The sequence below is a fragment of the Aneurinibacillus sp. Ricciae_BoGa-3 genome (assembly GCF_028421645.1).
GTDB lineage: Bacteria > Bacillota > Bacilli > Aneurinibacillales > Aneurinibacillaceae > Aneurinibacillus_B.
This window is the reverse complement of sequence record NZ_CP116887.1, coordinates 2,432,818-2,456,280: the sequence shown is the minus strand read 5'-3', so window position 1 is coordinate 2,456,280 and position 23,463 is coordinate 2,432,818. Positions and strand designations below refer to the sequence as shown.

The window sequence follows — 23,463 nt, the reverse complement described above, 5'->3', positions numbered from 1 at the left end:
TGGATGTCCACCTCTTGCTATGATTCAACTGTTTCTTTCTCTATTAAGCTGAGATATACATGTTTTTTATTGGTTTCAGACGCTATACATACGGATATAAATGTTACGAGGCACGCCCCGATTAAGTAAAGGGCTACTGACCAGGGATTTCCTCCTGTCCAGGCAAGCAAAGAGGAAGCAACAAGCGGTGCTAGCCCTCCTGCAAATACTGAGCATAACTGATAACCCAGTGAAATCCCACTATAACGTACTCTTGCTTCAAAAAGTTCAGAGAAAAAGGCAACCTCAGGCCCATTCATCGCGCCGTGTCCGATAGCAAAAACAATTGCAAAAGCGAGCCAAGTGACAGTAGTTGACCCTGTATTGATCATCCAAAAGAATGGAAAAGCAAACAAAGCTGTGAAAGCCGCTCCTCCCAGAAATAATAAACGACGCCCAATTCTGTCGGAAAGTGCACCAAACAGTGGGATAGTAATAAGTTCGATAGCCGATGCCAAAGTTATTCCGTTGAGTATCATGCTCCTGGGCACATGTAAATGTGTCGTCCCATATGTGAGTGCAAATGTACTGAAGATATAGAACGACACGTTTTCAGCAAAACGCGCTCCCATGGCAAGCAGCACTTGTTTTGGATAATTTTTTAACACTTCCCAGATTGGGAAGCGAGCTTGTTTCCCCAGATCTTTTACGTTCTCAAAATCCGGTGTTTCCATAACACGTAATCGAATAAATAGCCCAACAATCACCAGGAGAATACTAATTAGGAAGGGAATCCGCCAACCCCATGATAGAAATTGATCTTCAGGAAGCATTGAAGTCATGCTGAAAATTAAGGTTGATAGTAAGAGTCCGCCTATCACTCCTGTCTGCATAAAACTGCCATACAAACCCTTCTTTCCTTCAGGGGCGTGTTCAGCAGAAATTAATGCAGAGCCTCCCCATTCGCCTCCAACTCCAATGCCCTGCAATAAACGTAAAACAATCAACAGGAGCGGCGCCATAAAACCTATGCTTTCATAAACAGGCAATAAACCAATTAGGGTAGTACAAATCCCCATTATTAGAAGAGTAATTACTAGCATGGATTTACGACCGATTTTATCCCCAAAATGGCCAAAAATAATTCCGCCGACTGGTCGAGCTAAAAACCCAAGTGTAAAGGTTGCAAATGCTTCAAGTGTTCCAACCAAGGGATCAGATTTAGGAAAGAAAAGTTGCGGAAAAACCAGCGCTGCTGCAGTCCCATATAAGAAGAAGTCATACCATTCGATGGTAGTTCCTATAAAGGCTGATAATGCCGCTTTTATTGGCTGACTTTTTTTAAGCTCTTTCCTGTTTGCGGTTTGACTCAATATAACCACCTCATTCATTGGAGTAACTGACCACTATCCGGAAGCGCTCGCATTCTGAACAGCCCCAAAACAGTTAATTAAGTGCATTACTCAACTTCGACTGACTTGTTCCCTCCTAATTTTTAAATTTGTTCTGTGCTATCTACCCTATACAAAAGCAATATTTGTTCCAATTTTTTTAATCAGGAAAACCTCTGTTTCGACCACTTATATTGTTTAAATATTTGCAATATTGCACATAAATTCAACTGTTATTATAATTGATATAAACAACTAGTTATTAAATCACTTGTGCAGAAATGCACATCATGTGCAAAAATGCATTAAATGCCTTGTATAGTTCTTTAGAATGAGACGTAGAAAGGATGAATATAATTAATATCTCATGCCTAATTTATCAGGAATTTGATGCAATGGTGGAGGCCGCCTATGACGGGATTTCCATTTCCAACGGCGATGGAATCGTAATAAAAACAAACCCATCTTTTAGTAAAATTACAGGCATACAACCTGAACAAATAATCGGTAGAAATGTACAGTATTTGCTTAATTTAGGATATTATGATCAATCTATTGTTACTCTCGTGTTAAATGAAAAAAAGCCGGTGACACGCACGCAGAACTTTCCCCATAATGGAAAGGTCGTTCTAGTATCAGGTAGTCCAGTTTTTGACAAAGACAATAAAATATCTATGGTTATCAATTTTATTCGTGATTTAACAGACTTAAATAACATTCAAAATCAATTAATAGAAAATAACAAGCTGATGATCAAATACAAAAATCAACTAGAAGAAACCAAGGCTAAATTAATACCAACCTCAGAAAACTTTGTTGTCAGAGGTGTTGAAATGTTAAAGGTAATGAATATTATCAATAAAGTTAAAGACGTTGATTCAAGTCTTTTGATATTGGGGGAATCAGGTGTAGGAAAGAGTATGTTTGTAAAATATTTACATAGTATAAGTACAAGGAAGGACCGGCCATTTTTTGTGATTAATTGCGGTGCCATCCCGGAACAATTATTAGAATCAGAATTGTTTGGATATGAAAAAGGGGCGTTTACAGGGGCTCTTTCAAATGGAAAACCAGGAATTTTTGAACTAGCCGATAAAGGGATTGTATTCCTTGATGAAATCACTGAATTAACTTCTGCCTTACAGGTTAAATTATTGACTTTTCTTCAAGATCAGCAATTTATGAGAGTAGGTGGAACAAAAAGTATAAAAGTCGATGTAAGGATTATTTCCGCAACAAATAAAGACATCAGTCAGCTTGTATCAGATGGTTTATTCAGAGAGGATCTATATTATAGAATAAATGTTATTCCCATAACTATACCTCCCTTGCGTGAACGAAAGGATGAAATTGCATCCTTTATTTGGCATTTTAGCAATATTTATAATGAGAAGTTCCAAAGAAAAACCTTTTTTAGCGCTAATGCATTTGACAGTTTGATTGAGTATGATTGGCCAGGAAATGTGCGTGAATTACAAAATATCGTAGAAAGACTGATTATCATGAATGACGGTAAAATAGATATTGATAGCCTTCCTGAAAATATTAGAAGCCATAGAATATCTCCAATAAATGTTAATAATCTCAAAGAAGCAACAGCTGAATTTGAGAAACTATTTATTTCTCAAAAATTAAAAAGTGTGACTTCAATTGAGGATTTATCGAACGCTTTAGGAGTGCATCGAACTACATTAGTACGAAAAATGTTAAAATACGGTATCCCGTATAAGGAAAAAGAATATCAAGGGTAAGGATAATTTTCATTTTCAATTTGGTATGCGTTGGGGCGTGATTTTTAAATTAGACCCAATAAAAAGAGACAGGAACAGGTTCCTGTCTCTGATGCCAATGGATCAATCATGAAAATTCGTGCCGTCTGTCACTGCTTTAACAACGCCGGCACGGATGACAAAATCACCGAAGTGCTCGCCTTCTTGTCTTTCTTTCGCGTAGCGGGCAAGAAGTACACGCAGTTCACTCAATATTTCTTCTTCACCAATATTTTCGCGGTACATTTTGTTTAAACGGCTGCCGTCAAAGGCTGCCCCAAGATGCATGTTGTATTTGCCGACCGCTTTGCCGATAAAGGCAATTTCACCGAGCGCCGGGCGGGCACAGCCATTCGGACAGCCGGTCATACGGATCGTAATTTCTTCGTTGCGCAGGCCGTTTTCATCGATAATTTCCTCGATCTTCTCAAGCAGTACCGGTAGATAACGTTCAGATTCCGCCATCGCCAATCCGCACGTCGGCAGAGCGACGCACGCCATCGAACTGCGGCGGAGTGCCGTATAATGCTTGCCATCCGTCAAACTGTATTGTTCGATCAGTTGACTAATCTTTTGCTTGTTCTCACTGGATACATTGGCAATGATCACGTTTTGATTTGGCGTCAGACGGAAATCACCGGTATGAATTTTGGCGATCTCGCGCAAGCCAGTCATCAGCTTGTAGCCATCGAAATCCGCAACGCGGCCATTCTGGATGAGCAGCGTAAAATTCCATGTTCCTTCAATACCTTCCACCCATCCGTAGCGGTCGCCGTTATGGTCGAAATGATAGGGCTTTGCTTCATCGAGACTCCAGCCGAGACGGTTTTCAAGTTCAGCCTTAACGGTTTCGAGCCCAAGACGGTCAACCGTGTATTTGAACCGGGCATTTTTGCGGACGGAACGGTTTCCGTAGTCACGCTGAATCGTGATCGTTTTTTCCGCCACATCATACATTTGTTCCGGCGTACAGAAGCCGATAACTTTAGCCAGCTGCGGATAAGTTGCTTTGTCTCCGTGCGTCATTCCCATGCCGCCGCCGATAGCCACGTTAAACCCTACAAGCTTGCCATCTTCCACAATTGCAATGAATCCGAGGTCCTGTGAAAAGACATCAATATCATTGGATGGCGGCACAGCGATACCGATTTTAAACTTCCTCGGCAAATAGAGAGGTCCATACATCGGTTCAACTTCTTCAAGCTCTGGTGTACCGGCCACTTTTTCTTCATCCAGCCAAACTTCATGATACGCCCTTGTGCGCGGCAATAAATCATTACTTAACTTCTTCGACCATTCATATACTTCAGAGTGGATCTTGGATTGATAAGGATTTGAGTTGCACATCACGTTCCGGTTCACATCACCGCACGCGGCGATGGTATCCAAAAGGGTTGCATGAATTGCCTGGATGGTGTTTTTCATATTCCATTTTAAAATCCCATGCATTTGAAACGTCTGCCGTGTGGTCAGTTTTAAAGTACCGTTGCCGTTTTTCTGGGCAAGCTCATCCATGACAAGCCATTGATTTGGTGTTGCCACCCCGCCTGGCAGACGGACACGCAGCATGAACTGATATGCGGGTTCCAGCTTTTGCTTCTGGCGTTCATTGCGAAGATCCCGGTCATCCTGCAAGTAACTGCCGTGATGTTTCATGAGGCGATTGTCATCGTCAGGAATTCCGGCACTCATCCTATCCAGCATCACTTCCTTGAGTGTGCCGCGCAAATAATTGCTTTCTTTTTTAATGCGCTCAACATCGCTTGGTGGGCCATCCGGCGCTTTTAAAATGGGATTAACCATGTTTACAAAACTCCTTTCCATCCAAATCAGTATACATCACGCTGATAACGTTTTTGCTGTTGCATGCCGGCAAGATAAGCTTCTGCTTTCTCATGGCTCATGCCGCCTTCTTTTGCGATAATTTCAAGTAAAGTGTGATGGACGTCATGCGCCATATTTTTCTCATCACCACAAATATAAATAACTGCCCCTTGTTGCATCCACTCAAACAATTCTTTGCTGTGCTCAAGCATGCGGTGCTGCACATACACTTTTTCATCGGTGTCGCGCGAAAACGCCACATCCATTTTCGTAAGCACGCCGTCTTTGACCCACTTTTGCCATTCTGTCTGGTAAAGAAAATCCGTCCTGAAATGCTGGTCGCCGAAGAACAGCCATGATTTTCCTTCCGCACCTGTTTCCTCGCGCTCCTGCAAAAAGGCGCGGAACGGCGCAATTCCTGTGCCCGGCCCAACCATGATGATCGGCGTATCTGGGTTTTCTGGCAGCTTAAAGTTTTGGTTGTGCTGAATGTAAACCGGCAGCGTATCCCCTGGCTGCAGTCGTTCCGCTGCTAAAATGGAGCAGACGCCTTTTCGTTCACGCCCGTGTGCTTCGAACCGGACGGCGCCAATAGTCAGATGCACTTCATCCGGATTCGCAGACAAACTGCTGGCAATCGAATAAAGCCGGGCCGGCATTTTCCGGAGAATGGAGATAAACGCCTGCGCCGATACACCCCATAGAACGTAATCACGGACTAAATCAAGCAAATCGCGCCCTTCAAGATACGCTTTTAATTTTTCCTCATTGCCAGGAGCTACAAGCTCACGTAAATTCTCATTCGCTGAAAGCTGCGCTGCCTGCTCGAGAAGCGGTTTTGTTAAAACCGTAATTTCATAATGACTGGTGAGGGCTTCTCTGAGCGGAAGGACGTCTCCCTGTTTGCCTACCGTCACCATCTCTTCTGGATCCCATTTCATTTCCACCAGAAGCGTGTCTACAAGAGCTGGATCGTTTTGCGGATAAATACCGAGGCTGTCACCTGGTTCATAAGTGAGGCCAGATCCTTCAAGCGATAACTCCAGGTGGCGCGTTTCTTTATTCGACCCTCGGCCGTTCAAATTTAAATTTTCAAGTACTTCCGCTTTAAACGGATTTGTTCTGGAATACACCGATTTACCAGCTTGAGGTGCTGCTGCAACGGCAGGAGCAGTACTTCCCCCCTGCGCTTCACTTAAGCTGCTAATGACTCCTTCAAGCCATTCGGCAGCAGGCTCATCATAGTCAAGGTCGCAGTCAACACGCGGGTAAAGCCTTGTTGCACCGAGCTCTTCCAGCCGCTGATCAAATTCTTTTCCCGTCTGACAGAAAAACTCATATGAGCTGTCTCCAAGCGACAAAACAGAAAAACGAATATCGTCAAGCTTTGGTGCCCGTCGGCCATGAAGAAACTCATGAAAAGACAACGCGTTATCCGGCGGGTCGCCTTCTCCATGCGTACTCGAGACAATAATCAGATTTTGCACTTTTTTCAAATTGTTCGGCTTAAAGTCACTCATCGACGAGACGGTTACTTGAAAGCCACGCCTCGAAAGTGTCTTGCCCGCATTCTCTGCTACTCCCTGCGCGTTGCCGGTCTGTGATCCGTAAAGAATGGTCACTTCTTTTGAAATTGTTTGTCCGGCGCTTGGTGCTGGAAGTTGCGCGGCCGGTGCTTCCTGTACCCCCGGAACGGAGGTAAACTGGGACGCGGCGAGATAACCGCTGAGCCAGACTTTTTGTGATTCTGTCATGGTCGGCAGCAGGCGGTTAAGGAGATCTACCTGCTCCTGATTAAACGGACTATTCATTACCTGAAGTTGCAACGATACCCACCTCACCAAAGGAATATAAACTTATTGTTCGTTATTTGATTTAGAATGACTGGATTTAACAATTAATGCTATTGAGTTGCCAGAGAAAAATGATTAAATTTATTCCATTTACATTATTCATATAAATTAAGTCAGTTTAATGACATAACCTTTTAAAAAAAATCGTTTTGGACGATTTTTCATTTACCTCTACGCTGCCTCCCCCAGCCTAGATACTTCCTTAAAAAGTATGTAATCCAACTTTACCCGAAGTCATAGCATTAGTAAAATACATATATATTATTACAGCTATTAAGATTACTTATAATAAGGTAGGGAAAAAAGGCCGTAAAGTGAGGAAATAAGCACTAAACAGCCTTTTTCACTAAGTCAACTTGCGATTTGTTCATGGGATCTCTTTGGATTATCTTTCTGTAGGAATCGTCTTGTTTCTGTCACGACGACTCCGCTTAACCCCACTAAACCGACTAAGTTCGGGATCGCCATTAGTCCATTGGCGATATCAGCGAATGTCCAAACCAATCCAAGTTTTAAACTGGCCCCTACTGCTACCATCCCGACAAAAATGTAACGGTAATAGCGAACAACCCTCGTACCGAACAGGTACTCAGCGCACTTCTCACCATAATAGGACCAGCCCAGCATCGTTGAAAAAGCAAACAAAACAATCGCAATTCCAAGTATCATGCTTCCAGTGCTGCCAAATACGGACTGGTAGGCGAGCGTCGTCGCTTCTACCCCTGTCTTTCCGGAATTCCAGGCGCCTGTTGTAATCAATACGAGAGCGGTTATGGTACAGACGACGAATGTATCAAGGAATGTTCCCGTCATGGATACAAATGCTTGTTTGGCCGGAACATCCGTTTTTGCGGCTGCGGCTGCAATAGGTGCGCTTCCCAAACCGGCTTCATTTGCGAATACACCACGCGCGACACCGATTTGAATGGCTACTGCAACGGTGGACCCCATGAAGCCGCCCATAGCTGCTGTTCCGTTAAATGCACCTGCGAAAATAAGGGATAAAGCTGTTGGAATTTGATCGATGTGGTACATGATGATTAGTAGTCCAGCAAGTATATAAAACGCGGCTTTAACCGGAACAAAATAGCCGGCGACTTTGCCTATTTTTTTCACACCACCAAGTATGACGAACGCAACAAAAACAGCCATCACAATACCGCTCACCGCGGGTGATAGGGAAAAGTTAATTTTCATGGCCTCAGCTACCGAGTTGGCCTGGACCATATTCCCGATGCCAAATGACGCCGTTGTCCCAAATATGGCGAACAGTACCGCGAGCCATTTTTTGCCCAAACCACGTTCGAGATAATACATGGGACCGCCTGAAAATTGTCCATTTTTACCCTTGATTCGGTATTTTACTGCCAAAATTGCTTCAGCGTATTTCGTCGCCATTCCAAATAATGCCGTCATCCACATCCAAAATACCGCACCCGGTCCCCCTATGGATACCGCCGTTGCCACCCCGGCAATATTTCCAGTGCCAATGGTCGCCGCCATCGCCGTCATTAGTGCCTGAAAGTGGCTGATATCCCCAGCAGACAATGTGTCATCGGATTTTCCAAATGCAAGTTTGTGGGCGTACCATAGTTTAGTGAATTGCACACCCCGCAGACGCACGGTAAGGAGGATCCCTGTTCCTACCAGAAGAATCAGTGTAGGCAGGCCCCATACATAATGACTAATCGTTTGTAATGCTTGATTTACCGTCTCCAACTCTATTCTCCTTTGCCCAAAATAAAAAAACCATTTCATTTAACGAAATGGTCTCTGGAGATACAAGTGATAGAAAAATAAACCGATGCTACGCCGGTTTTCTGTCGCTTGTCTCTGTCCTTTTACCTGAGAGATTATCCGTTGTACTGGTGGATTTGCTCCTTCGGTGCTCTGTTCCTCCGTGTCGTTTGGTGACAGAAGGGAGTCTCTCCAGAGATTCGTCCCCATGCAGTTCTACTTGATTTCAAGACCTGAGAGTTTCAAAGCTAGCCAAAGCAGCTTTTTGCCCCATCGGTAGATCGCGGATCTTCTCCTGTATGGTTCATCCGAATGCTATATAGTTAACATAAGTCATTTTAGACACTTCTAAAGAAATAAATCAAGCCTAACGTAAAATATTATTTACTCCAAATATTCTGGACTTAAATAGGTGTCCCCCTGCATTACAAGTTAAAAAACCCACAGCGGACAATGCCATATAACCTGGTTCATCACTCAACCTAATTGCTCGGCAGGCATCGATTGTGCACCCCAAGTCTGGCCAGGGAGTTCAGCTGGATCAACGGATGCAGGAGTCGCTTGTGGGATAGGTGGAGCAGTTTGATCTGCAGCACTATTTATGATGGTTTGATTCACCTGATCCTTCCACTTTAGTACATACTTCTCAACCATCTGTCCTACAATACCCTCGATTGGGCCGAGTAGTGCAACCGCTTCGTCTTTTAGTGGTCCAAGGTTTTCCAGCACCGTATTAATTGCAGATACTTTAACAGCATTCGCTGTTTCCGTTGTAAATAAGTTTTTTTGTTTCAATCCTATTACAATCCGGCTATTAGTGTCCTGTACAGCAGCTTCAGTAAGGCGCTCAACCGTATCAAGCATCGCATTTACCTTAGCTGCCATGTCTGGCGATGAGTGGGCTGCCACCATACTCTCAACTTTCTTTAAAAGGCTGTGAACCAGTACGCCAACCATCCCCACCATGATAGCAGTGATAATCGTCTGGGTAAATTCTAAAAAGATGCTTTGCACCACTATTTTCCTCCTTGTTTATCCTCTCAAAATTGGTCTTTGCAAATCACATACTTAGCTTATTCAGCAAAAGTCTATTCGTCCGCATGATAGCGGGAGATTGGGAAAGGCGAATGTTATCTATAAAGAAATTAAATAGTTGCCGATAAACAATTAGAAGGGAAAAATATTCTTTACATAAGGAGGAAAACTTTATGATCAAAAAGACACTTGCTGGTTTATTAGCGGTATCGTTATTTACTGCACCAGCTGCGGTTTTTGCAGCGCCGAACCACAGTTTTAAAAAAGCAGAAAAAAACTACATTCAGAACGTACAAAAACGGGTAGATAAACAGATCAAACAGGTTGTTAATAAGGAAGCAAAAGCTGTAAAACAGGTGCTTAAAAAAGCTGACTCTGTTGTAAAACAAAAACTTTCTACAGAAGCAGCAAAAAAACAGCTAATAAATCCGGATACTAATGCAGTTCGCGTACAGCTGGCAAAGCTTGAAGTTAAGCAGGTTAAGGATAAAAAAGCACTGTTAACAGCTATTGCGGGTAATAAATTCGATGTAGCACAAACAGCTCTTGCCACACTTAAAGTTGATTACGATCAAATTGCGGCACTTCGAGCACAACTCAAAAACGGGACTACGCCGGCACCAGTTCCCGCTGCTCCAGCTTCAACTACGACAGAAGATTCAATCAGCGTACAATCAGCCACGAATGATTCAGCTGGGCAGCCAGTAGCGGCGCAGAACTAAGAATATAGTGTATAACAGGGGATATTTTCTTCCTGATCGAGTTAAAGCCGCCAGTGGCGGCTTTAATCGCTTTTGTTCTTCAACTTGATACGGATGTAGTTTATCTCATCTTGATGAGAGTAAGAGTTAAACTCAGGCGTTTCCAACACCAGGGGAATCCAACGAATGGCGGGGCTGGATAAGAACTCCCTAAATGCCTGCTCGCCTACTTCTCCTTTCCCTATGTTGGCATGACGGTCCCGATACGACTGCGTTCCATATACCGAGTCGTTTAAGTGAATGACCTTCAACTGTTCGAAGTAGCCTAATTCTAATCCTAATCCTTTCTTTTCCACATCAGCCCAATTATCTCCACTCCATAATCCAGATGCAAAGGCATGACATGTGTCTAAACAAAAACCAATTTTCTCAGGGTAGTCGGTGAGCTTTCGAATCTGTACTATTTCCTCAAATGTGGTCCCCATACGAACACCCTGCCCCGCGTTGTTTTCAATCAATATTTGGGCAGAACCTGTCCAGTCCTTTAAACATTGATTAAGCAATTCGATCATCAACTTGTATCCTTCTATCGGATCTGAGCCTTTGTGTTTTCCAAAGTGAACAATGAGTCCAATTGAACCACACGCTTCTACTATATCAAGATCATTACGGAGCGAATGCAGCGTTGCGGTCCGTACCTCTGGATCGATGGCTGCCAAATTGGTTGGATACGTTGTATGAGCAACGGATATAATCTTGTGTTTCTTACAAAATGCAGCGCATGTTTCTGCATCCTTTTGATCAAATGATTTCACCGTCAGGCTTCGTGGATTTTTTGGAAAATATTGATAGCAATCAGCCCCTATATTCTCTGCTCTCCTAGCTGCAGCCAGATACCCGTTTCGAATGCTTAAATGACTCCCCAGTAACATGCTTTCCTCCTGCGATTGTTTGATACTTGTAGCCTTCCATCAAAGCAAGGTTGACTATGCAAAGAAGAAACCCGGGTTGCGCTTGTCATTGGAATAAAAAGACAAGAAAAACAAATAATAAGGTATCAAATTATGTAAGGAGTTTTTTTCAATGCGTAAACCGACTTTGTTAACTGTTGCGTTACTTTCATTAACCGTGTTGAGAGCAGTGCCGATCCATGCCGCGCAAAATGTAGCTGTTCAATCGGAAAAAGCCACAGTGCAGTTATCACAACAACAGAAGAACGAATTAGCTGCCCTTTACAAAGATCTCTTTGAAAAGCGCAAGCAACTGGTTTCTAAATATGTTCAATATGGCGTTATAACGGAAGAAAAAGGGGACAAAATACTGTCCCACATGGATAAACGCTATAAAAGAATGGAGCAAAATGGATTTATTCCCCACGGGGATAAATCAAGAAACAAGCTCGAACGATAGGCATGTAATAGCTGATTAACTTGGATCGAAAACACGCATAAACTCCCTGTTCTTAGCAGGGAGTTTATGCGATAAGTAAGTAAAGATAGGATGGTTCGTTGTTGATTTCGTAAACTTCACCGTACTTCTGGTAAATTTGATGCAATTGCATTGGTCTGAGCTTGATCTAACTTTTCCTCAGCCTGGTTCAATTGTTGTTGAGCTTCTTTAATTGCCTGCGGGTTTGCAGCTGCTTGTCTGTCACTTAGTGTATCCAGTGCTTGATTTAGAGCCGCTTGAGCTTGAGAAACAGCATCGGCTGCCTGGTTCTGTAATGGATTTGATTGGCCCAGTGCCGTCGTAGCTGGCTGTGTTACCGAATTCGTTGTTTGTTGGGTCACTTCATTTCTTGCTGGTGCTGTTGCATGGGTTTCTTGATTTTGCATAGTCAACATAAAACCTCCCCATATCGCTATTTGTGGGTAAATCAAGCACCTTTATAATATGAGGAAGAAATTTTGTTTTATGCACTAATTTGCTTCTCTTTTTTAAGAGCTTGCAACTGAAACGTTGCTACAATAACGCCAAACACGATCAATATCCCTCCGGTTAGTTGTGATTGGGTTATCGGTAAACCTAACGCAATATACCCCACGATCATTGCCACAAACGGTTGCAGGTTCAGTAGAATCGAAGCTTTAGACGCTCCTATTTTTGAAATTCCGCGATTCCATATCAACCCGCCAACTCCCTGTGAGAGAATACCCGATAAGGCGGCTAAAATCCAGGGCCAGAAAGAATGAGCAATAATTATATGTTGTTCATTCACATACACAAAAGGAACGAACATACAGGCTCCTAAGATGGTCGAGTAAACGGTTGTTGACATCGCTCCCAGTGTCTGGGAAAGCTTACGAATCAGAATTAAGCTGATAGAAAAGGTTAGCATAGCGCCAGCTGCCAGCAAATCCCCCAAACCTATAGAAAGCTGCTGTTTGCCGAACAGTACAAGCATATAAACACCAAAAACAGCAATGACGGAACCGACCATCATACGGACGGTGAGCGGCTCCCTAAGAAAAAAGTATCCCATAATACTTGTGCATATCGGAGCTAGCGACATAATGAGAGCAGATTCTGTAGCGTTGGTATAGTTCAAGGCTTGAAAGAAAAAGGTTTGATTTAACATGGTACCGATAAAGCCGATCAACAGAAGGTATACCCATTGCTTCTTTTTGATGCGAACAAATCGGTGTGTGAAAAAGGCAAAACCCAGGAGGAATGAAGAGGTAAATAATATACGGATTGCTGCTAATATAAGAGGATGAAAATAGCCGACTAACCAGCTTCCTACGACAAAATTGCTTCCCCAAATGACAACCGGGATCAGAAGTAACAAATAGTTGGTAATCATCGTTTCCCTTCCGTTACATACCTTTTTTTCGGTTTCTAATGTACCGTAATGCGCTTTTAATTTTACTATAATTTTCTATTGTTTAGAAGAGGGAATGGCAAAGCAAATTTCACCACACCCTCTCTTTTTTAATCGGTGATATCCGACAAAATTTCGTACGAATGAAGGCGCGCCTCGTGGTCAAAAATTTGGGAAATGACCATCATTTCGTTGGCTTGGGTATCATCTAAAAATTTCTGCAGTCTTTCTTCGACTGTATGAGGTGCGCCTACAATGGAGGAGCCCAACTGCTGCTCTACAGCTCGTTTTTCATATTCACTCCAGATGTCATCGATATTTTCCACGGGCGGCTGGAGCGGCACTTCATGATTTCGTACTAGGTTTAGGAATTGCTGTTGCAAAGTAGTTGCCAGAATGCGAGCTTCATCATCTGTATCGGCAGCAATAACGTTAACACCTACCATAGCATACGGCTCATCAAGCACTTCTGAAGGACGGAAGCTTTTGCGGTAAAGTTCGAGGGCAGGCAGTGTGTTGTTAGGCGAGAAGTGGCTGGCAAAAGCAAATGGCAAGCCAAGCTGACCTGCAAGCCGCGCGCTGAATCCGCTGGAGCCCAATAACCAAATTGGAATGTTTAAACCCTCTCCAGGGATCGCTCTTACTGACGTTTTTCTAGAAGTTAAAGATGGATTGAAGTAGGCTCTAAGTTCAGCTAATTGCTCTGGAAAATCCTCACCACTGCTGCCAAGATCGCGGCGCAGCGCGAAGGCCGTGCGCTGGTCAGTGCCTGGTGCGCGGCCGAGGCCAAGATCGATACGACCTGGAAACAATGATTCAAGTGTTCCGAACTGTTCAGCAATTACGAGGGGTGCATGATTAGGCAGCATGATTCCACCTGAGCCTACACGAATTTTATTAGTGCCAGCCGCCACATGCGCAATGACAACAGACGTCGCAGAACTTGCGATAAAAGGCATATTATGGTGTTCGGCCAGCCAATACCTGTTATAGCCCCAATTCTCAGCATGGCGGGCTAGGTCTAGCGTTTTTCGAAATGAGTCTGCAGGAGTATCCCCTTCTACAATTGGCGAAAGATCCAGGACTGAAAATGGGATTTCTCGTAATTGTTTTTTATTATTATGGTTAGCCATTTTTTCATCTTCTTTCGTTGAGACTGGTTTTGTATTTTTTTAAGCTTACAGTTTTGCACGAATGTATTGTTCAAACTGTTTAATCGTTTCTTCATTGCGGCGATAATAAGTCCATTGTCCAATTCGTTTCATCTCCACCAGACCACTTTGCTGTAAAATTGAAAGATACTGTGAAGTGGTAGACTGGGATATACCAGCTTTATTTCGTATATCGCTTACACACACACCTCCTTCAAATCCTTCTTCTTTCACAATGTGTGCCTGGGCTGAAAAGTTCTGTTCGGGATTTTTTAACATTTGAATAATGTTTACTCTTATCTGGTTAGAAAGGGCCTTACAGATTTCTACCGCTTTTTTGTCATCCATATCAGGTAGTTCCTCATTCAACTTCGCTCCCCCCTTTCAAGCCCATCAATGTTATAGAGTAAAAATAGTTGGACGGGTATCGATCAACGTTTAAACATCCAACACATCGAAAAATCGCTATATCGTAAAATAACGATATATAAATGCTATTTTATTGTTCGCGTAAAGTCAACTATGTATGCATGACAAAAAGCAAAGCCTTATCATCGAATTGTCATGGAAACACTCATAAATTTGTTTTCGGAAGCCTCTTTAAAAAAAACTTGCGACGAGATGAACAAATTCTGCCTTACAAAAATAGGCTAGAAAAAGATAAGAAATATGAAAGTGAAAAGGCAGGTAGTAATGATGCAGGATTGGCTTGAGATACTTTCATCAACCGGGCAATGTATAATGTGGTTTAGAGTCTATTCGTTTTCAGGCAATAGAACGGGCGAGATGCCGCCGGCAAAAATTGTGGCCCGAATAGGATATAAAGCATCTACACATGAAAGAATGCGGTTAACTGAAGAGAGCTGGGAATACGATGGCCAATATATGGTGTATAAAGGAGATCAGCCGGCAGAGATTGCAAATGCAGTGTCTGAATATTTGTGGGAAAACAGCGAAAATAGGTTAAATTTATCCAAATATACATGGAAAGTTTAAACAAAAAGAAATATAAAACCACCTTAATCGGTGGTTTTCTTCATTATCGGCGCTATAATCCAAATTTCTGAAGTCGTTTGTAAAAAGTACTCCTTGGAATATCTAGAAATTTTGCGGCTGCTGTAACATTTCCTTTTGTCTTTTTTAATGCGTCCAACATTAACTGCCTTTGAATTTTCTCACGTATTTTAAGTTCGGGTGCTACATCATCCATTTCCTTAAGTTCTCCTTGGGATGGTGAATCAGATTCTTGAACAGTCTCAACAACAAATAATGAGTCTAATAATTGGTTTAACTCCATTCGTCCATCTGAAAGCAAAATATGCATGCGTTCCAACGTGTTTAATAATTCTCGTATATTTCCGGGCCAGTGATGTTGTTTCAATGGATTGATTAATTTATCCGTAAATGGAATATTCCAGTTATTTTTTTGGCAGAAATAACGGACAAGGTGCGGAATATCTTCCTTTCTCTCACGCAATGATGGCAAGGCTATTGGATATACATTGAGACGATAATATAAGTCCTGTCGAAAAAGCCCTTTATTTACTAGCTCGGCAAGATTACGATGTGTCGCGGTAATGATACGTATATCTAGAGGAATTTCATTTGTCCCCCCTATCGGAACCACCACTCGCTCTTGTAACACACGCAAAAGCGCCACCTGCATCGCAGGCGGAATTTCACCGATTTCATCTAAAAAAATCGTCCCCTGGTTAGCTTGTTCAAACTTTCCTTTATATCCCCGCTTTTTTGCCCCGGTAAAAGCACCCTCAACATAACCGAACAGTTCGCTCTGCATTAATTCCTTTGGTAATGATCCGCAATTAAGAGCAATAAATGGCCCATTTTTACGGGAGCTGTTCTCATGAAGGGCGCGCGCAACTAACTCTTTCCCTGTTCCTGTTTCCCCGGTTATACACACATTTGAATCTGTAGGTGCAACCAGCTTGATTTTTTTAATCGTAGCTTGAAACGATTCACTTACCCCTAATTCTCCCCTAAAATAAAAAGGTTCAGGGGAGAAGACAGGAAAAATCATATTGTTAGATAGCGTTTGTTCTGCTAAAAACACGCATTTTCCCATTATTGCACTGTCTTCTTTCAAGCGCAAAGGGGTTTGCGTTTCAATTCGATACCCGTTTCGTAAAAATTCATGGACACTCATACCAATTGATTGAGGAACTTTATTTCGGACTAATTTGCTAGCGGCAATAATAACGTCTTTATGGTTACAAGCAACAAAAAATTGATTACTATGGGCCTCTGCTAATTCTACGGATTGTTCAAAGAGCGCCAGTTCCCTTTTAGAGAAACGGAAGGCTATTTCCCGCTCGATCGCATAGGCAATAGAGGCAACCATGCCAAGCATAAAGGGATGTGAACGATCAACTGGGCACGAAACATCAATTACGCCAAGCATTTGTCCTTCTTCGTTAAAAATAGGCATGGCTGCACAACTCCATTTGTGGGAAGCAATGGAATAATGTTCGGTACCGTTAATCATAATTCCTTCTCGTGTCTGTAAAGCCGTTCCAATTGCGTTTGTGCCGACCTCATTCTCTGTCCAACGTACACCTTCAATAAAATTTATTTTACGGGCTTCTTCAAGTGTTCTGTAGTTTCCTGACAAGGACAGTACATATCCATCTGCATCAACTAGGAGGGCCATCATTCCTGCTTCCATAATAGCCGGGCTCATTCTAGCAAAATGGGATGTCGCTGCATCTAATAGCTGTGCGTTTTTTTCTTTCTGTATGCTCAATAAGTCGCCTGATAAGACAAGCTGGGCTTTGTTTAAATAGGGATTTACCTGTTCTTTTTTGCAGCGATACCATGATTCCGTAATTCGATTGTTTAAACGGGCCGAATCAAGAACTCCTTCGTTTACAAATCGTTTCCAAGTATTTAAATAACAAATAGTTGCGGACATAAGATCCTCCTCTAATCATTCGGCTTAAACACTTTCCATATTGATTTGAGACAGCTACTTGTTGTTTATACGGTAGTGAGAGTCATATAGGGCAGTTCTTGAAATGGCCTTTAAATCGGGGTTCATTTCATTATTATAGTAGACTTATGTATTCGCTTTCAATAAAATATTTTGTTATTTTTAGAAATATTAAAATAAATAGCTTCGCGAAGTTTACGCGAAGCTCTACTGAATTCCTATTTGAATAAAACTTTTTATGAGCAGGGATTTTTTAAACATGTATAGCTTGCCCTGCGGCACTTAGTAAAGCTTCATGTAAGGACTCGGACAGTGTCGGGTGTGCTGCGATCATCCCTTCGATAAAATCTGTTGTCATCTCCGCTTGCATCATGACGGCCCCTTGGCCAATTAATTCTGTAGCATGGGGACCTACGATCGAAAAACCGATGATTTCATTATATTGAGGTTCTACGATTACTTTTACTTTTCCAATCCGTTCGTTGGAAATTAAAGCTTTTCCATTTGCTGAAAAAGGAAACTCACCTATTTTAATATCACCGTAACGTTGTCTTGCCTCGGTCTCCGTTATGCCTACGCTGGCTATCTCAGGAGAGGTATATATGCATCGGGGAACCGCCTGATAACTTACTTTTTTGTCATGCCCACACGCGTTTAACGCAGCAACGGTTCCCTCATGAAAAGCAACATGGGCAAGCTGGATTCCTCCGATAACATCACCACAGGCATAGATAGAAGGAATACTCGTTTGCATTCGCTCATTAACGTTAATTCCTTTTCCGGAAAAATCAATCCCAATATTCTCTAACCCTAGATTCGTTATTCTTGGTTTTCTACCAACCGACACTAGTGCATATTCTCCTTCAATCTCCTGGATGTCTCCGTTGTTTTCTATTAATACGGTCCTTTTTTCTGTGTTCAAGTCTTTTACAGCAGTAGAAGTATAGATTCTAACACCGTGATTTGCCAACTCCTTATGTAACACAGAAGCGATGTCTTCATCCTCACCCGGGAGCAGTTGTTTCGCCATCTCAATTATGGTTACTTTCGTTCCCATTCGGCTGTAGATGCTTGCAAATTCACATCCTATCACCCCTCCGCCTATAATCACAAGAGAAGAAGGAATGGACGGAAGCGACATTGCCTGGCCACTATGGATGATCCACTTATCATCAAAAGGTGCGAATGGCAGAGGTATCGGCTCCGAACCTGAAGCAATAATGATATGACTGTATTGGACCTCTTCCAGCGATTTATCGGTTTTTATACGCAATCGATGACTTGTTAAAAAAGAAGCTTCTCCAGTTATGACTTGAATCTTATTTTTCTTCATTAAATATTGAATGCCTTGAACAAGTGTGGCGACTATTCGGTTTTTATGCTCTTGTACTACATCCCAGTCTATGCCAATGGTTCCAGATGGCAAGTTGATACCAAACTGTGAAGCCTTTTTCACGCGCTCATATGTGTCAGCACTTTGCAATAAAGACTTGGTTGGCATGCAGCCTTCATTTAAGCAGGTCCCTCCAAGTGGCCCTTGATTAATGAGGGTGACTTTTTTTCCCTGCTGGGCGGCGGTAATTGCCGCTACATACCCAGCAGGGCCGCCTCCAATAATCGCTATTGATGTCAACGAATTTCCTCCTTTCTACAAGAGCATGATCAACGGTTGTTCCAGATATTGTTTTACTGTTCTTAAAAAAGCTGAAGCCGGAGCTCCATCAAGGATCCGATGATCAAAAGTTAGACTCAGTGGCAGCATGCTTCTTATCGTCACTTGTCCATCCATATATATGGGACTATCAAAGGCGGCACCGATTCCTAAAATACCTGCTTCAGGTGGGTTTAAGATGGGAGTGAAGAATTCTACTCCGTAACCTCCAAGATTACTAATGGTAAAAGTAGAACCCTGCATTTCTTCATTTGTCAGTTGTCCTAGTCTGGCTCGTGCGGCAAGCTCTTTGCTTTGTTGGGATAACTCTAGTACTGTGCACATATGAGCATGTTGGATCACCGGGACGACTAGCCCTTTCTCTAAAGCAACAGCCATACCTAGATGGATTTGTTCAAATATATGAATAGTGTCTTCAACAAAAGCACTATTCATTTGCGGATGCTCTTTTAGTGATAGGATGACGGAACGGGCAACAAAGTCTGTCATTGTCAGTTTAATTTCAGCCCGCTTTTCAAGCATTGAGTTTGCTTGTTTCTGCATTGCGATTAAATCTGTGACATCAGCCTTCATCGTAATTGTCAATTGTGCGCTATTTTGTAAACTATCCTGCATCCGCGACGTGATAACTTTTCGCATTCCGCTTACCGGAACCTGTTTCTTTTTTTCTTCCAATTGCGCAGGGGAAACTACATGATCTTCTTTTTGTCTGGATGTTGATACCGTTGACTGGGATCTTTTAATGGCTTCCTCCACATTTTCCTTTGTGATCCTCCCTCCTGGTCCTGTCCCTTGGATATTGTCAAGTGTAAGATTGGCATCCTGTGCCATTTTCCGGGCGACAGGAGATATTTTTAATCTAGCATTATCCTGGTTAACAGGCAGAGTTGATGGTCCAAGGTTACTTGTAGATTCGTTCCTTTCGCTTTCTTTTTTGTTTTCTTGTACGTTGACCTCGTTCGTGATTACTTCTTCACCTGGGTTCCCGACATAACATATTACAGTACCAGGAGGGACGCCTTGCCCCTCTGGTACTGTAATAGTTAGAACTGTACCCTCCGCCGGAGATTCAACGTCAATTTCAATTTTCTCCGAATTGACGCTCGCAATGGCTTCTCCCTTTTCAACCGGGTCCCCAACGTTCTTATTCCAGAACGCCACTGTGCCTTCTTTCATCGCCATTCCTAATTTTGGCATCACAACTTCTACAGCCATACCGTTTCTCTCCTTTCCGTTCTGGTTCGGTTCTCTTATACACTTAGAGGGAACGCTTCCCCTAATAATTCAGAAACCACTTTGATAACTTTTTCAGGTGTAGGAAGATAAATATCTTCTAACGGTGGTGAAAATGGCACAGGTGTATGTGGTGCAGTAATCCGTTTAATCGGTGCATCGAGCGTATCAAATCCTTTGTCTGCAACCAAAGCTGATATATCTGTGGCAATGCTGCATCTCGGATTGGCCTCATCAATAATGATTAGCCGGTTTGTTTTGGCAACAGAGGAAAGAATCGTTTCTTCATCAAGTGGTGATAAACTGCGCGGGTCTACCACTTCAATTTGGATGCCTTTTGCTGCTAACTGTTCAGCTGCCTGCAAAGCCGTATGAACTTGTTTGCCGATGGCTACAATTGTTAAATCTTTACCTTCGCGCTTAACTTCCGCTTTTCCAAATGGAATGGTATAGTATCCTTCTGGCACATCCCCGGTTATGTTATAAAGGGTTTTATCCTCAAAGAAAATCACAGGGTCGTTATCTTCGATAGCAGCAAGTAACAAACCTTTTGCATCATAAGGAGTGGATGGAACCACCACTTTAAGCCCGGGAATCGCTGTAAATAGCGCATATAAGCTTTGGGAATGTTGAGCGGCTGCCCGGAAACCTGCCCCATGCATCGTGCGAATTGTGATAGGTACCTGTGCTTTCCCTCCAAACATGTAACGGAACTTTGCACCTTGATTCATCACCTCATCCAAACAGCTTCCGATAAAATCATTAAACATTAACTCAGCAATTGGCCGTAAGCCTGTTGAAGCGGCGGCCATAGCCGCACCCATATAACCTGCTTCCGCAATGGGGGTATCTAAAATTCGGTCACGGCCAAATTCTTGTACTAACCCTTTTGTAACACCTAAGACCCCGCCCCATGCCTCTTCATCCTGTAGGTGGTCAACTTCTGCTCCACCCGCCACATCCTCCCCCAGCAAAATGACGTTTTCATCTTTTCTCATGGCGAGCTTGATCGCTTCATTAATCGCAGCTGACATGCTCAATTGTCTTGTCATTATCAATTCCTCCTATTTTTTGATTAGTAAGATACGTACACGTCGGTTAATAGTTCTGAATCATTTGGATATGGACTTTCTTCACTAAACTTAACCGCTTCAAAAACTGCCTGTTCTACTGAAGATTCTAGTAGAATTAACTCCTGCTCCGCCATTAGCTGCTGCTTTAGCAGGTACTTTTTGAATAGAGCAATGGCATCCTTTTGCTGCAAGTGTTGTTTCTTTTCTTGTTCAGGTTTATATTTCTGCGCATCACCCTCAAAGTGTCCATAATTACGGTAGGTGACACACTCTATTAATGTGGGTCCTTCACCCCTGCGAGCTCTTTGAACCGCTTCCTCTGCAGCCTGATAAACAGCTAGCACATCTTTTCCATCCACCTGAATGCCAGGGATGTTGTAACCAATAGCACGATCCACGATAGATTTACAGCTTGAGGCGTATGTGAATGGAGTCGCTTCTGCATAGCCATTATTCTCTGCCACGAATACAACAGGAAGATTCCAAATGGCAGCAAGATTAATACCTTCATGAAATGTACCGTGGTTGTTGGCTCCATCCCCAAAAAAGCAAACGCTTACATTTCTGGTCTTCTTATATTTTGCAGTTAAAGCCGAACCACAGGCTAGAGGAAAACCACCCCCCACAATGCCATTCGCTCCTAACATACCTTTATCTAAATCCGCAATATGCATTGAACCGCCTTTTCCTTTGCATAAACCCGTTACCTTTCCATAAATTTCAGCCATCATGCCATTTAAATCGCATCCTTTTGCAATACAATGACCATGTCCGCGGTGGGTACTGGTAATACTATCTTCATCGGTAAGGTGCGCACAAACCCCAACTGCTACCGCTTCCTCTCCGGCATAGAGATGAACAAAGCCGGGTAGAATCCCTTGGGCGAATAACTCATGTACTTTATCTTCAAATTTGCGAATTTCGAGCATCTTTTTATACATCCAATGCGCTTTTTCCTGAGACAATCGTATCTCTTTACTTTGCGTCGTTTCCATTTTCAGGCCTCCAATCGTAATTTTGGTTCAACATACATCAATGCAAGTATCGAGCCAAAGTGAAACGCATCCAAAACAGGGATGTCTCTCATTTATCCAGCATAAAAATAGCAAAAAAACGAGACAAAACGAGACGCTCGTCTCGTTTTGTCTCGTTTTGTCTCGTTATGACTATAAAAATTGGAATCACTTATATATAGTAAAAATGATGTTGTCCATGTTCCTCGTTAACACCTAATCTTTCCTGGGAATCGCAGGCTGATCTTCCGCGCTATCATTACCAGCTATATATTCTCCGCTCATGTAATGATCACTGACCTGTTCATGGGTAGTAGCTAATCCTATGGAAACTTGGTCTTTCCTCTTATAATCCTCAACTTCATAATTTCTGTCAGCTGTTTTTATTTCCTCTTTAAATTGATTATCTTTCATGTTTACGCTCCTTCCTTCCAATAAATATTTCCTGTTATCGAATTATGTAATTTTTTACCTTTCCCCCGTTGCTGGCTTTATTGCAGATGTAGAGGGTGCTAAAGCAGCACCCTCATCCATTTTATTCATTTTTTATCGGCTAGTAGTACCTGCTGCACCGCTGATGGATTGTTCACCAAATTGAATCAGGCGTTTTACCATTTCTCCACCTACTGAACCGTTAGCGCGTGATGCTTGCTCAGCTCCAAGTTGAATACCAAATTCAGTAGCGATTTCGTACTTCATTTGCTCCAAACCCTGGCTGGCTTGCTCAACAAGAAGACGATTTCTGCTTCCTCCACGACGTGACATAGTTGTCACCTCCCTGATTGGTTTCTACAAGGTTTTACCCTTGTGAACTTATTGTGACTTTATCGGCCACAGTTTACGCCTTGTATATAATGGGAAATGTAGAGGGAAGCAGCTTTTCAACTGAATAAATTGGTATGTTTACGCGCATTATAACTAAAGCGGCTAAATAGAGGAGGTATCCAGAATGAGTCAACAGGAAACCATCGATAAGCATAAACTGATGAGGGTTGTGAAAGAAGCGATTATTTGCGCTACTGATAAAAGAACGGGTATATCTACAGTGCGGCTTGCTTCGGAATTTAATGTTGATTATCGCGCCGTTGCAGCCGCTCTGGATGAGTTTGTTAATGAAGGCAGCATCGTCCGGGTGCATAATGAAAAGGGTTCTCCGCTTCATGAGTACAGCCTGCCGGAAGATATGCTCTCGTCCCCATCTCTGGTGGTGACATCCAAAAACGGCGAAACAGGGGTACGGGTTTAGGCAAGAATTGTTGTCCCG

The 23,463-nt window shown here is 42.7% G+C and carries 22 protein-coding genes and 1 riboswitch; of the genes, 5 read left to right on the top strand and 17 right to left on the bottom strand.

What is annotated here, in order from left to right:
- Positions 1 to 17: 17 nt before the first annotated feature.
- Positions 18 to 1,352 carry an MFS transporter gene (locus tag PP175_RS12465; RefSeq protein ID WP_272443106.1) on the bottom strand — a complete coding sequence of 445 codons (1,335 nt, stop codon included), beginning with the start codon at positions 1,350 to 1,352 and terminating at the stop codon, positions 18 to 20.
- A gap of 365 nt (positions 1,353 to 1,717) precedes the next feature.
- Here PP175_RS12465 and PP175_RS12460 point away from each other — a divergent pair, with 365 nt between their 5' ends.
- The gene (locus PP175_RS12460) at positions 1,718 to 3,121 is read left to right on the top strand and encodes a sigma-54 interaction domain-containing protein (RefSeq protein WP_272443105.1); all 1,404 of its coding nucleotides are present in this window, start codon (positions 1,718 to 1,720) and stop codon (positions 3,119 to 3,121) included.
- A gap of 102 nt (positions 3,122 to 3,223) precedes the next feature.
- Here the strand turns inward: PP175_RS12460 and cysI are convergent, their stop codons facing one another.
- The 4 genes from cysI to PP175_RS12440 all read right to left on the bottom strand — a co-directional run bounded on the left by cysI (position 3,224) and on the right by PP175_RS12440 (position 9,567).
- Entirely contained in the window at positions 3,224 to 4,942 is a 1,719-nt protein-coding gene (gene cysI / locus PP175_RS12455) for an assimilatory sulfite reductase (NADPH) hemoprotein subunit (RefSeq protein ID WP_272443104.1), read from the bottom strand.
- Between the two features lie 26 nt (positions 4,943 to 4,968).
- On the bottom strand, positions 4,969 to 6,789 hold the full coding sequence (locus tag PP175_RS12450) for an assimilatory sulfite reductase (NADPH) flavoprotein subunit (RefSeq protein WP_272443103.1): 1,821 nt from the start codon (positions 6,787 to 6,789) through the stop codon (positions 4,969 to 4,971).
- A 378-nt stretch (positions 6,790 to 7,167) separates the two neighbouring features.
- Positions 7,168 to 8,535, bottom strand: coding sequence for an alanine/glycine:cation symporter family protein (locus PP175_RS12445; protein WP_272443102.1), 1,368 nt, complete (start codon positions 8,533 to 8,535; stop codon positions 7,168 to 7,170).
- Positions 8,536 to 8,639: 104 nt separating this feature from the next.
- A riboswitch (glycine riboswitch) is annotated at positions 8,640 to 8,759 on the bottom strand.
- Positions 8,760 to 9,030: 271 nt separating this feature from the next.
- A complete protein-coding gene (locus tag PP175_RS12440) occupies positions 9,031 to 9,567 on the bottom strand; it encodes a hypothetical protein (RefSeq protein ID WP_272443101.1) in 537 nt (178 codons plus the stop codon).
- A gap of 194 nt (positions 9,568 to 9,761) precedes the next feature.
- Here PP175_RS12440 and PP175_RS12435 point away from each other — a divergent pair, with 194 nt between their 5' ends.
- A complete protein-coding gene (locus PP175_RS12435; protein WP_272443100.1) occupies positions 9,762 to 10,310 on the top strand; it encodes a hypothetical protein in 549 nt (182 codons plus the stop codon).
- A 62-nt stretch (positions 10,311 to 10,372) separates the two neighbouring features.
- Here the strand turns inward: PP175_RS12435 and PP175_RS12430 are convergent, their stop codons facing one another.
- Positions 10,373 to 11,221 carry a deoxyribonuclease IV gene (locus PP175_RS12430; RefSeq protein ID WP_272443099.1) on the bottom strand — a complete coding sequence of 283 codons (849 nt, stop codon included), beginning with the start codon at positions 11,219 to 11,221 and terminating at the stop codon, positions 10,373 to 10,375.
- 151 nt (positions 11,222 to 11,372) lie between these two features.
- Between PP175_RS12430 and PP175_RS12425 the strand changes: the two genes are divergently transcribed.
- On the top strand, positions 11,373 to 11,699 hold the full coding sequence (locus PP175_RS12425) for a YckD family protein (RefSeq protein WP_272443098.1): 327 nt from the start codon (positions 11,373 to 11,375) through the stop codon (positions 11,697 to 11,699).
- 116 nt (positions 11,700 to 11,815) lie between these two features.
- Here the strand turns inward: PP175_RS12425 and PP175_RS12420 are convergent, their stop codons facing one another.
- From PP175_RS12420 to PP175_RS12405, 4 genes are all read right to left on the bottom strand, one after another.
- On the bottom strand, positions 11,816 to 12,133 hold the full coding sequence (locus tag PP175_RS12420) for a hypothetical protein (RefSeq protein WP_272443097.1): 318 nt from the start codon (positions 12,131 to 12,133) through the stop codon (positions 11,816 to 11,818).
- A 68-nt stretch (positions 12,134 to 12,201) separates the two neighbouring features.
- Positions 12,202 to 13,092: a DMT family transporter gene (locus PP175_RS12415; RefSeq protein ID WP_272443096.1), complete on the bottom strand. Its 891-nt coding sequence runs from the start codon at positions 13,090 to 13,092 to the stop codon at positions 12,202 to 12,204.
- Positions 13,093 to 13,220: 128 nt separating this feature from the next.
- The gene (locus PP175_RS12410) at positions 13,221 to 14,243 is read right to left on the bottom strand and encodes an LLM class flavin-dependent oxidoreductase (RefSeq protein WP_272443095.1); all 1,023 of its coding nucleotides are present in this window, start codon (positions 14,241 to 14,243) and stop codon (positions 13,221 to 13,223) included.
- A gap of 45 nt (positions 14,244 to 14,288) precedes the next feature.
- Complete coding sequence (locus tag PP175_RS12405; RefSeq protein ID WP_272443255.1) at positions 14,289 to 14,609, bottom strand: ArsR/SmtB family transcription factor; 321 nt, start codon at positions 14,607 to 14,609, stop codon at positions 14,289 to 14,291.
- A gap of 345 nt (positions 14,610 to 14,954) precedes the next feature.
- Here PP175_RS12405 and PP175_RS12400 point away from each other — a divergent pair, with 345 nt between their 5' ends.
- The gene (locus tag PP175_RS12400) at positions 14,955 to 15,257 is read left to right on the top strand and encodes a hypothetical protein (protein ID WP_272443094.1); all 303 of its coding nucleotides are present in this window, start codon (positions 14,955 to 14,957) and stop codon (positions 15,255 to 15,257) included.
- Between the two features lie 52 nt (positions 15,258 to 15,309).
- On the opposite strand, the gene PP175_RS12395 is transcribed toward PP175_RS12400, so the two are convergent.
- The 7 genes from PP175_RS12395 to PP175_RS12365 form a co-directional block, all read right to left on the bottom strand.
- On the bottom strand, positions 15,310 to 17,190 hold the full coding sequence (locus PP175_RS12395; protein ID WP_272443093.1) for a sigma-54-dependent Fis family transcriptional regulator: 1,881 nt from the start codon (positions 17,188 to 17,190) through the stop codon (positions 15,310 to 15,312).
- A gap of 271 nt (positions 17,191 to 17,461) precedes the next feature.
- Positions 17,462 to 18,841 carry a dihydrolipoyl dehydrogenase gene (gene lpdA, locus PP175_RS12390; protein ID WP_272443092.1) on the bottom strand — a complete coding sequence of 460 codons (1,380 nt, stop codon included), beginning with the start codon at positions 18,839 to 18,841 and terminating at the stop codon, positions 17,462 to 17,464.
- 15 nt (positions 18,842 to 18,856) lie between these two features.
- The gene (locus PP175_RS12385) at positions 18,857 to 20,095 is read right to left on the bottom strand and encodes a dihydrolipoamide acetyltransferase family protein (RefSeq protein WP_272443091.1); all 1,239 of its coding nucleotides are present in this window, start codon (positions 20,093 to 20,095) and stop codon (positions 18,857 to 18,859) included.
- Between the two features lie 35 nt (positions 20,096 to 20,130).
- Positions 20,131 to 21,165: an alpha-ketoacid dehydrogenase subunit beta gene (locus PP175_RS12380; RefSeq protein WP_272443090.1), complete on the bottom strand. Its 1,035-nt coding sequence runs from the start codon at positions 21,163 to 21,165 to the stop codon at positions 20,131 to 20,133.
- A 23-nt stretch (positions 21,166 to 21,188) separates the two neighbouring features.
- Positions 21,189 to 22,181 carry a thiamine pyrophosphate-dependent dehydrogenase E1 component subunit alpha gene (locus PP175_RS12375; RefSeq protein WP_272443089.1) on the bottom strand — a complete coding sequence of 331 codons (993 nt, stop codon included), beginning with the start codon at positions 22,179 to 22,181 and terminating at the stop codon, positions 21,189 to 21,191.
- Positions 22,182 to 22,415: 234 nt separating this feature from the next.
- Positions 22,416 to 22,613: a YozQ family protein gene (locus PP175_RS12370; RefSeq protein WP_272443088.1), complete on the bottom strand. Its 198-nt coding sequence runs from the start codon at positions 22,611 to 22,613 to the stop codon at positions 22,416 to 22,418.
- Positions 22,614 to 22,745: 132 nt separating this feature from the next.
- A complete protein-coding gene (locus PP175_RS12365) occupies positions 22,746 to 22,964 on the bottom strand; it encodes an alpha/beta-type small acid-soluble spore protein (RefSeq protein ID WP_272443087.1) in 219 nt (72 codons plus the stop codon).
- 184 nt (positions 22,965 to 23,148) lie between these two features.
- Here PP175_RS12365 and PP175_RS12360 point away from each other — a divergent pair, with 184 nt between their 5' ends.
- Positions 23,149 to 23,445 (top strand): hypothetical protein, encoded by a 297-nt coding sequence (locus PP175_RS12360; RefSeq protein ID WP_272443086.1) that lies wholly within the window; start codon positions 23,149 to 23,151, stop codon positions 23,443 to 23,445.
- Positions 23,446 to 23,463: the final 18 nt, after the last annotated feature.

Excerpts from the sequence above, each read along its gene's own strand:
- PP175_RS12395 (WP_272443093.1), bottom strand. The coding sequence starts at position 17,190 with ATGTCCGCAACTATTTGTTATTTAAATACTTGGAAACGATTTGTAAAC.
- PP175_RS12425 (WP_272443098.1), top strand. The coding sequence starts at position 11,373 with ATGCGTAAACCGACTTTGTTAACTGTTGCGTTACTTTCATTAACCGTG.
- PP175_RS12420 (WP_272443097.1), bottom strand. The coding sequence starts at position 12,133 with ATGTTGACTATGCAAAATCAAGAAACCCATGCAACAGCACCAGCAAGA.
- PP175_RS12380 (WP_272443090.1), bottom strand. The coding sequence starts at position 21,165 with ATGACAAGACAATTGAGCATGTCAGCTGCGATTAATGAAGCGATCAAG.
- PP175_RS12460 (WP_272443105.1), top strand. The coding sequence starts at position 1,718 with ATGAATATAATTAATATCTCATGCCTAATTTATCAGGAATTTGATGCA.
- PP175_RS12370 (WP_272443088.1), bottom strand. The coding sequence starts at position 22,613 with ATGAAAGATAATCAATTTAAAGAGGAAATAAAAACAGCTGACAGAAAT.
- PP175_RS12405 (WP_272443255.1), bottom strand. The coding sequence starts at position 14,609 with ATGGATGACAAAAAAGCGGTAGAAATCTGTAAGGCCCTTTCTAACCAG.
- PP175_RS12400 (WP_272443094.1), top strand. The coding sequence starts at position 14,955 with ATGATGCAGGATTGGCTTGAGATACTTTCATCAACCGGGCAATGTATA.
- PP175_RS12365 (WP_272443087.1), bottom strand. The coding sequence starts at position 22,964 with ATGTCACGTCGTGGAGGAAGCAGAAATCGTCTTCTTGTTGAGCAAGCC.
- cysI (WP_272443104.1), bottom strand. The coding sequence starts at position 4,942 with ATGGTTAATCCCATTTTAAAAGCGCCGGATGGCCCACCAAGCGATGTT.
- PP175_RS12375 (WP_272443089.1), bottom strand. The coding sequence starts at position 22,181 with ATGGAAACGACGCAAAGTAAAGAGATACGATTGTCTCAGGAAAAAGCG.
- PP175_RS12435 (WP_272443100.1), top strand. The coding sequence starts at position 9,762 with ATGATCAAAAAGACACTTGCTGGTTTATTAGCGGTATCGTTATTTACT.
- PP175_RS12415 (WP_272443096.1), bottom strand. The coding sequence starts at position 13,092 with ATGATTACCAACTATTTGTTACTTCTGATCCCGGTTGTCATTTGGGGA.
- PP175_RS12360 (WP_272443086.1), top strand. The coding sequence starts at position 23,149 with ATGAGTCAACAGGAAACCATCGATAAGCATAAACTGATGAGGGTTGTG.
- PP175_RS12430 (WP_272443099.1), bottom strand. The coding sequence starts at position 11,221 with ATGTTACTGGGGAGTCATTTAAGCATTCGAAACGGGTATCTGGCTGCA.
- PP175_RS12385 (WP_272443091.1), bottom strand. The coding sequence starts at position 20,095 with ATGGCTGTAGAAGTTGTGATGCCAAAATTAGGAATGGCGATGAAAGAA.
- PP175_RS12410 (WP_272443095.1), bottom strand. The coding sequence starts at position 14,243 with ATGGCTAACCATAATAATAAAAAACAATTACGAGAAATCCCATTTTCA.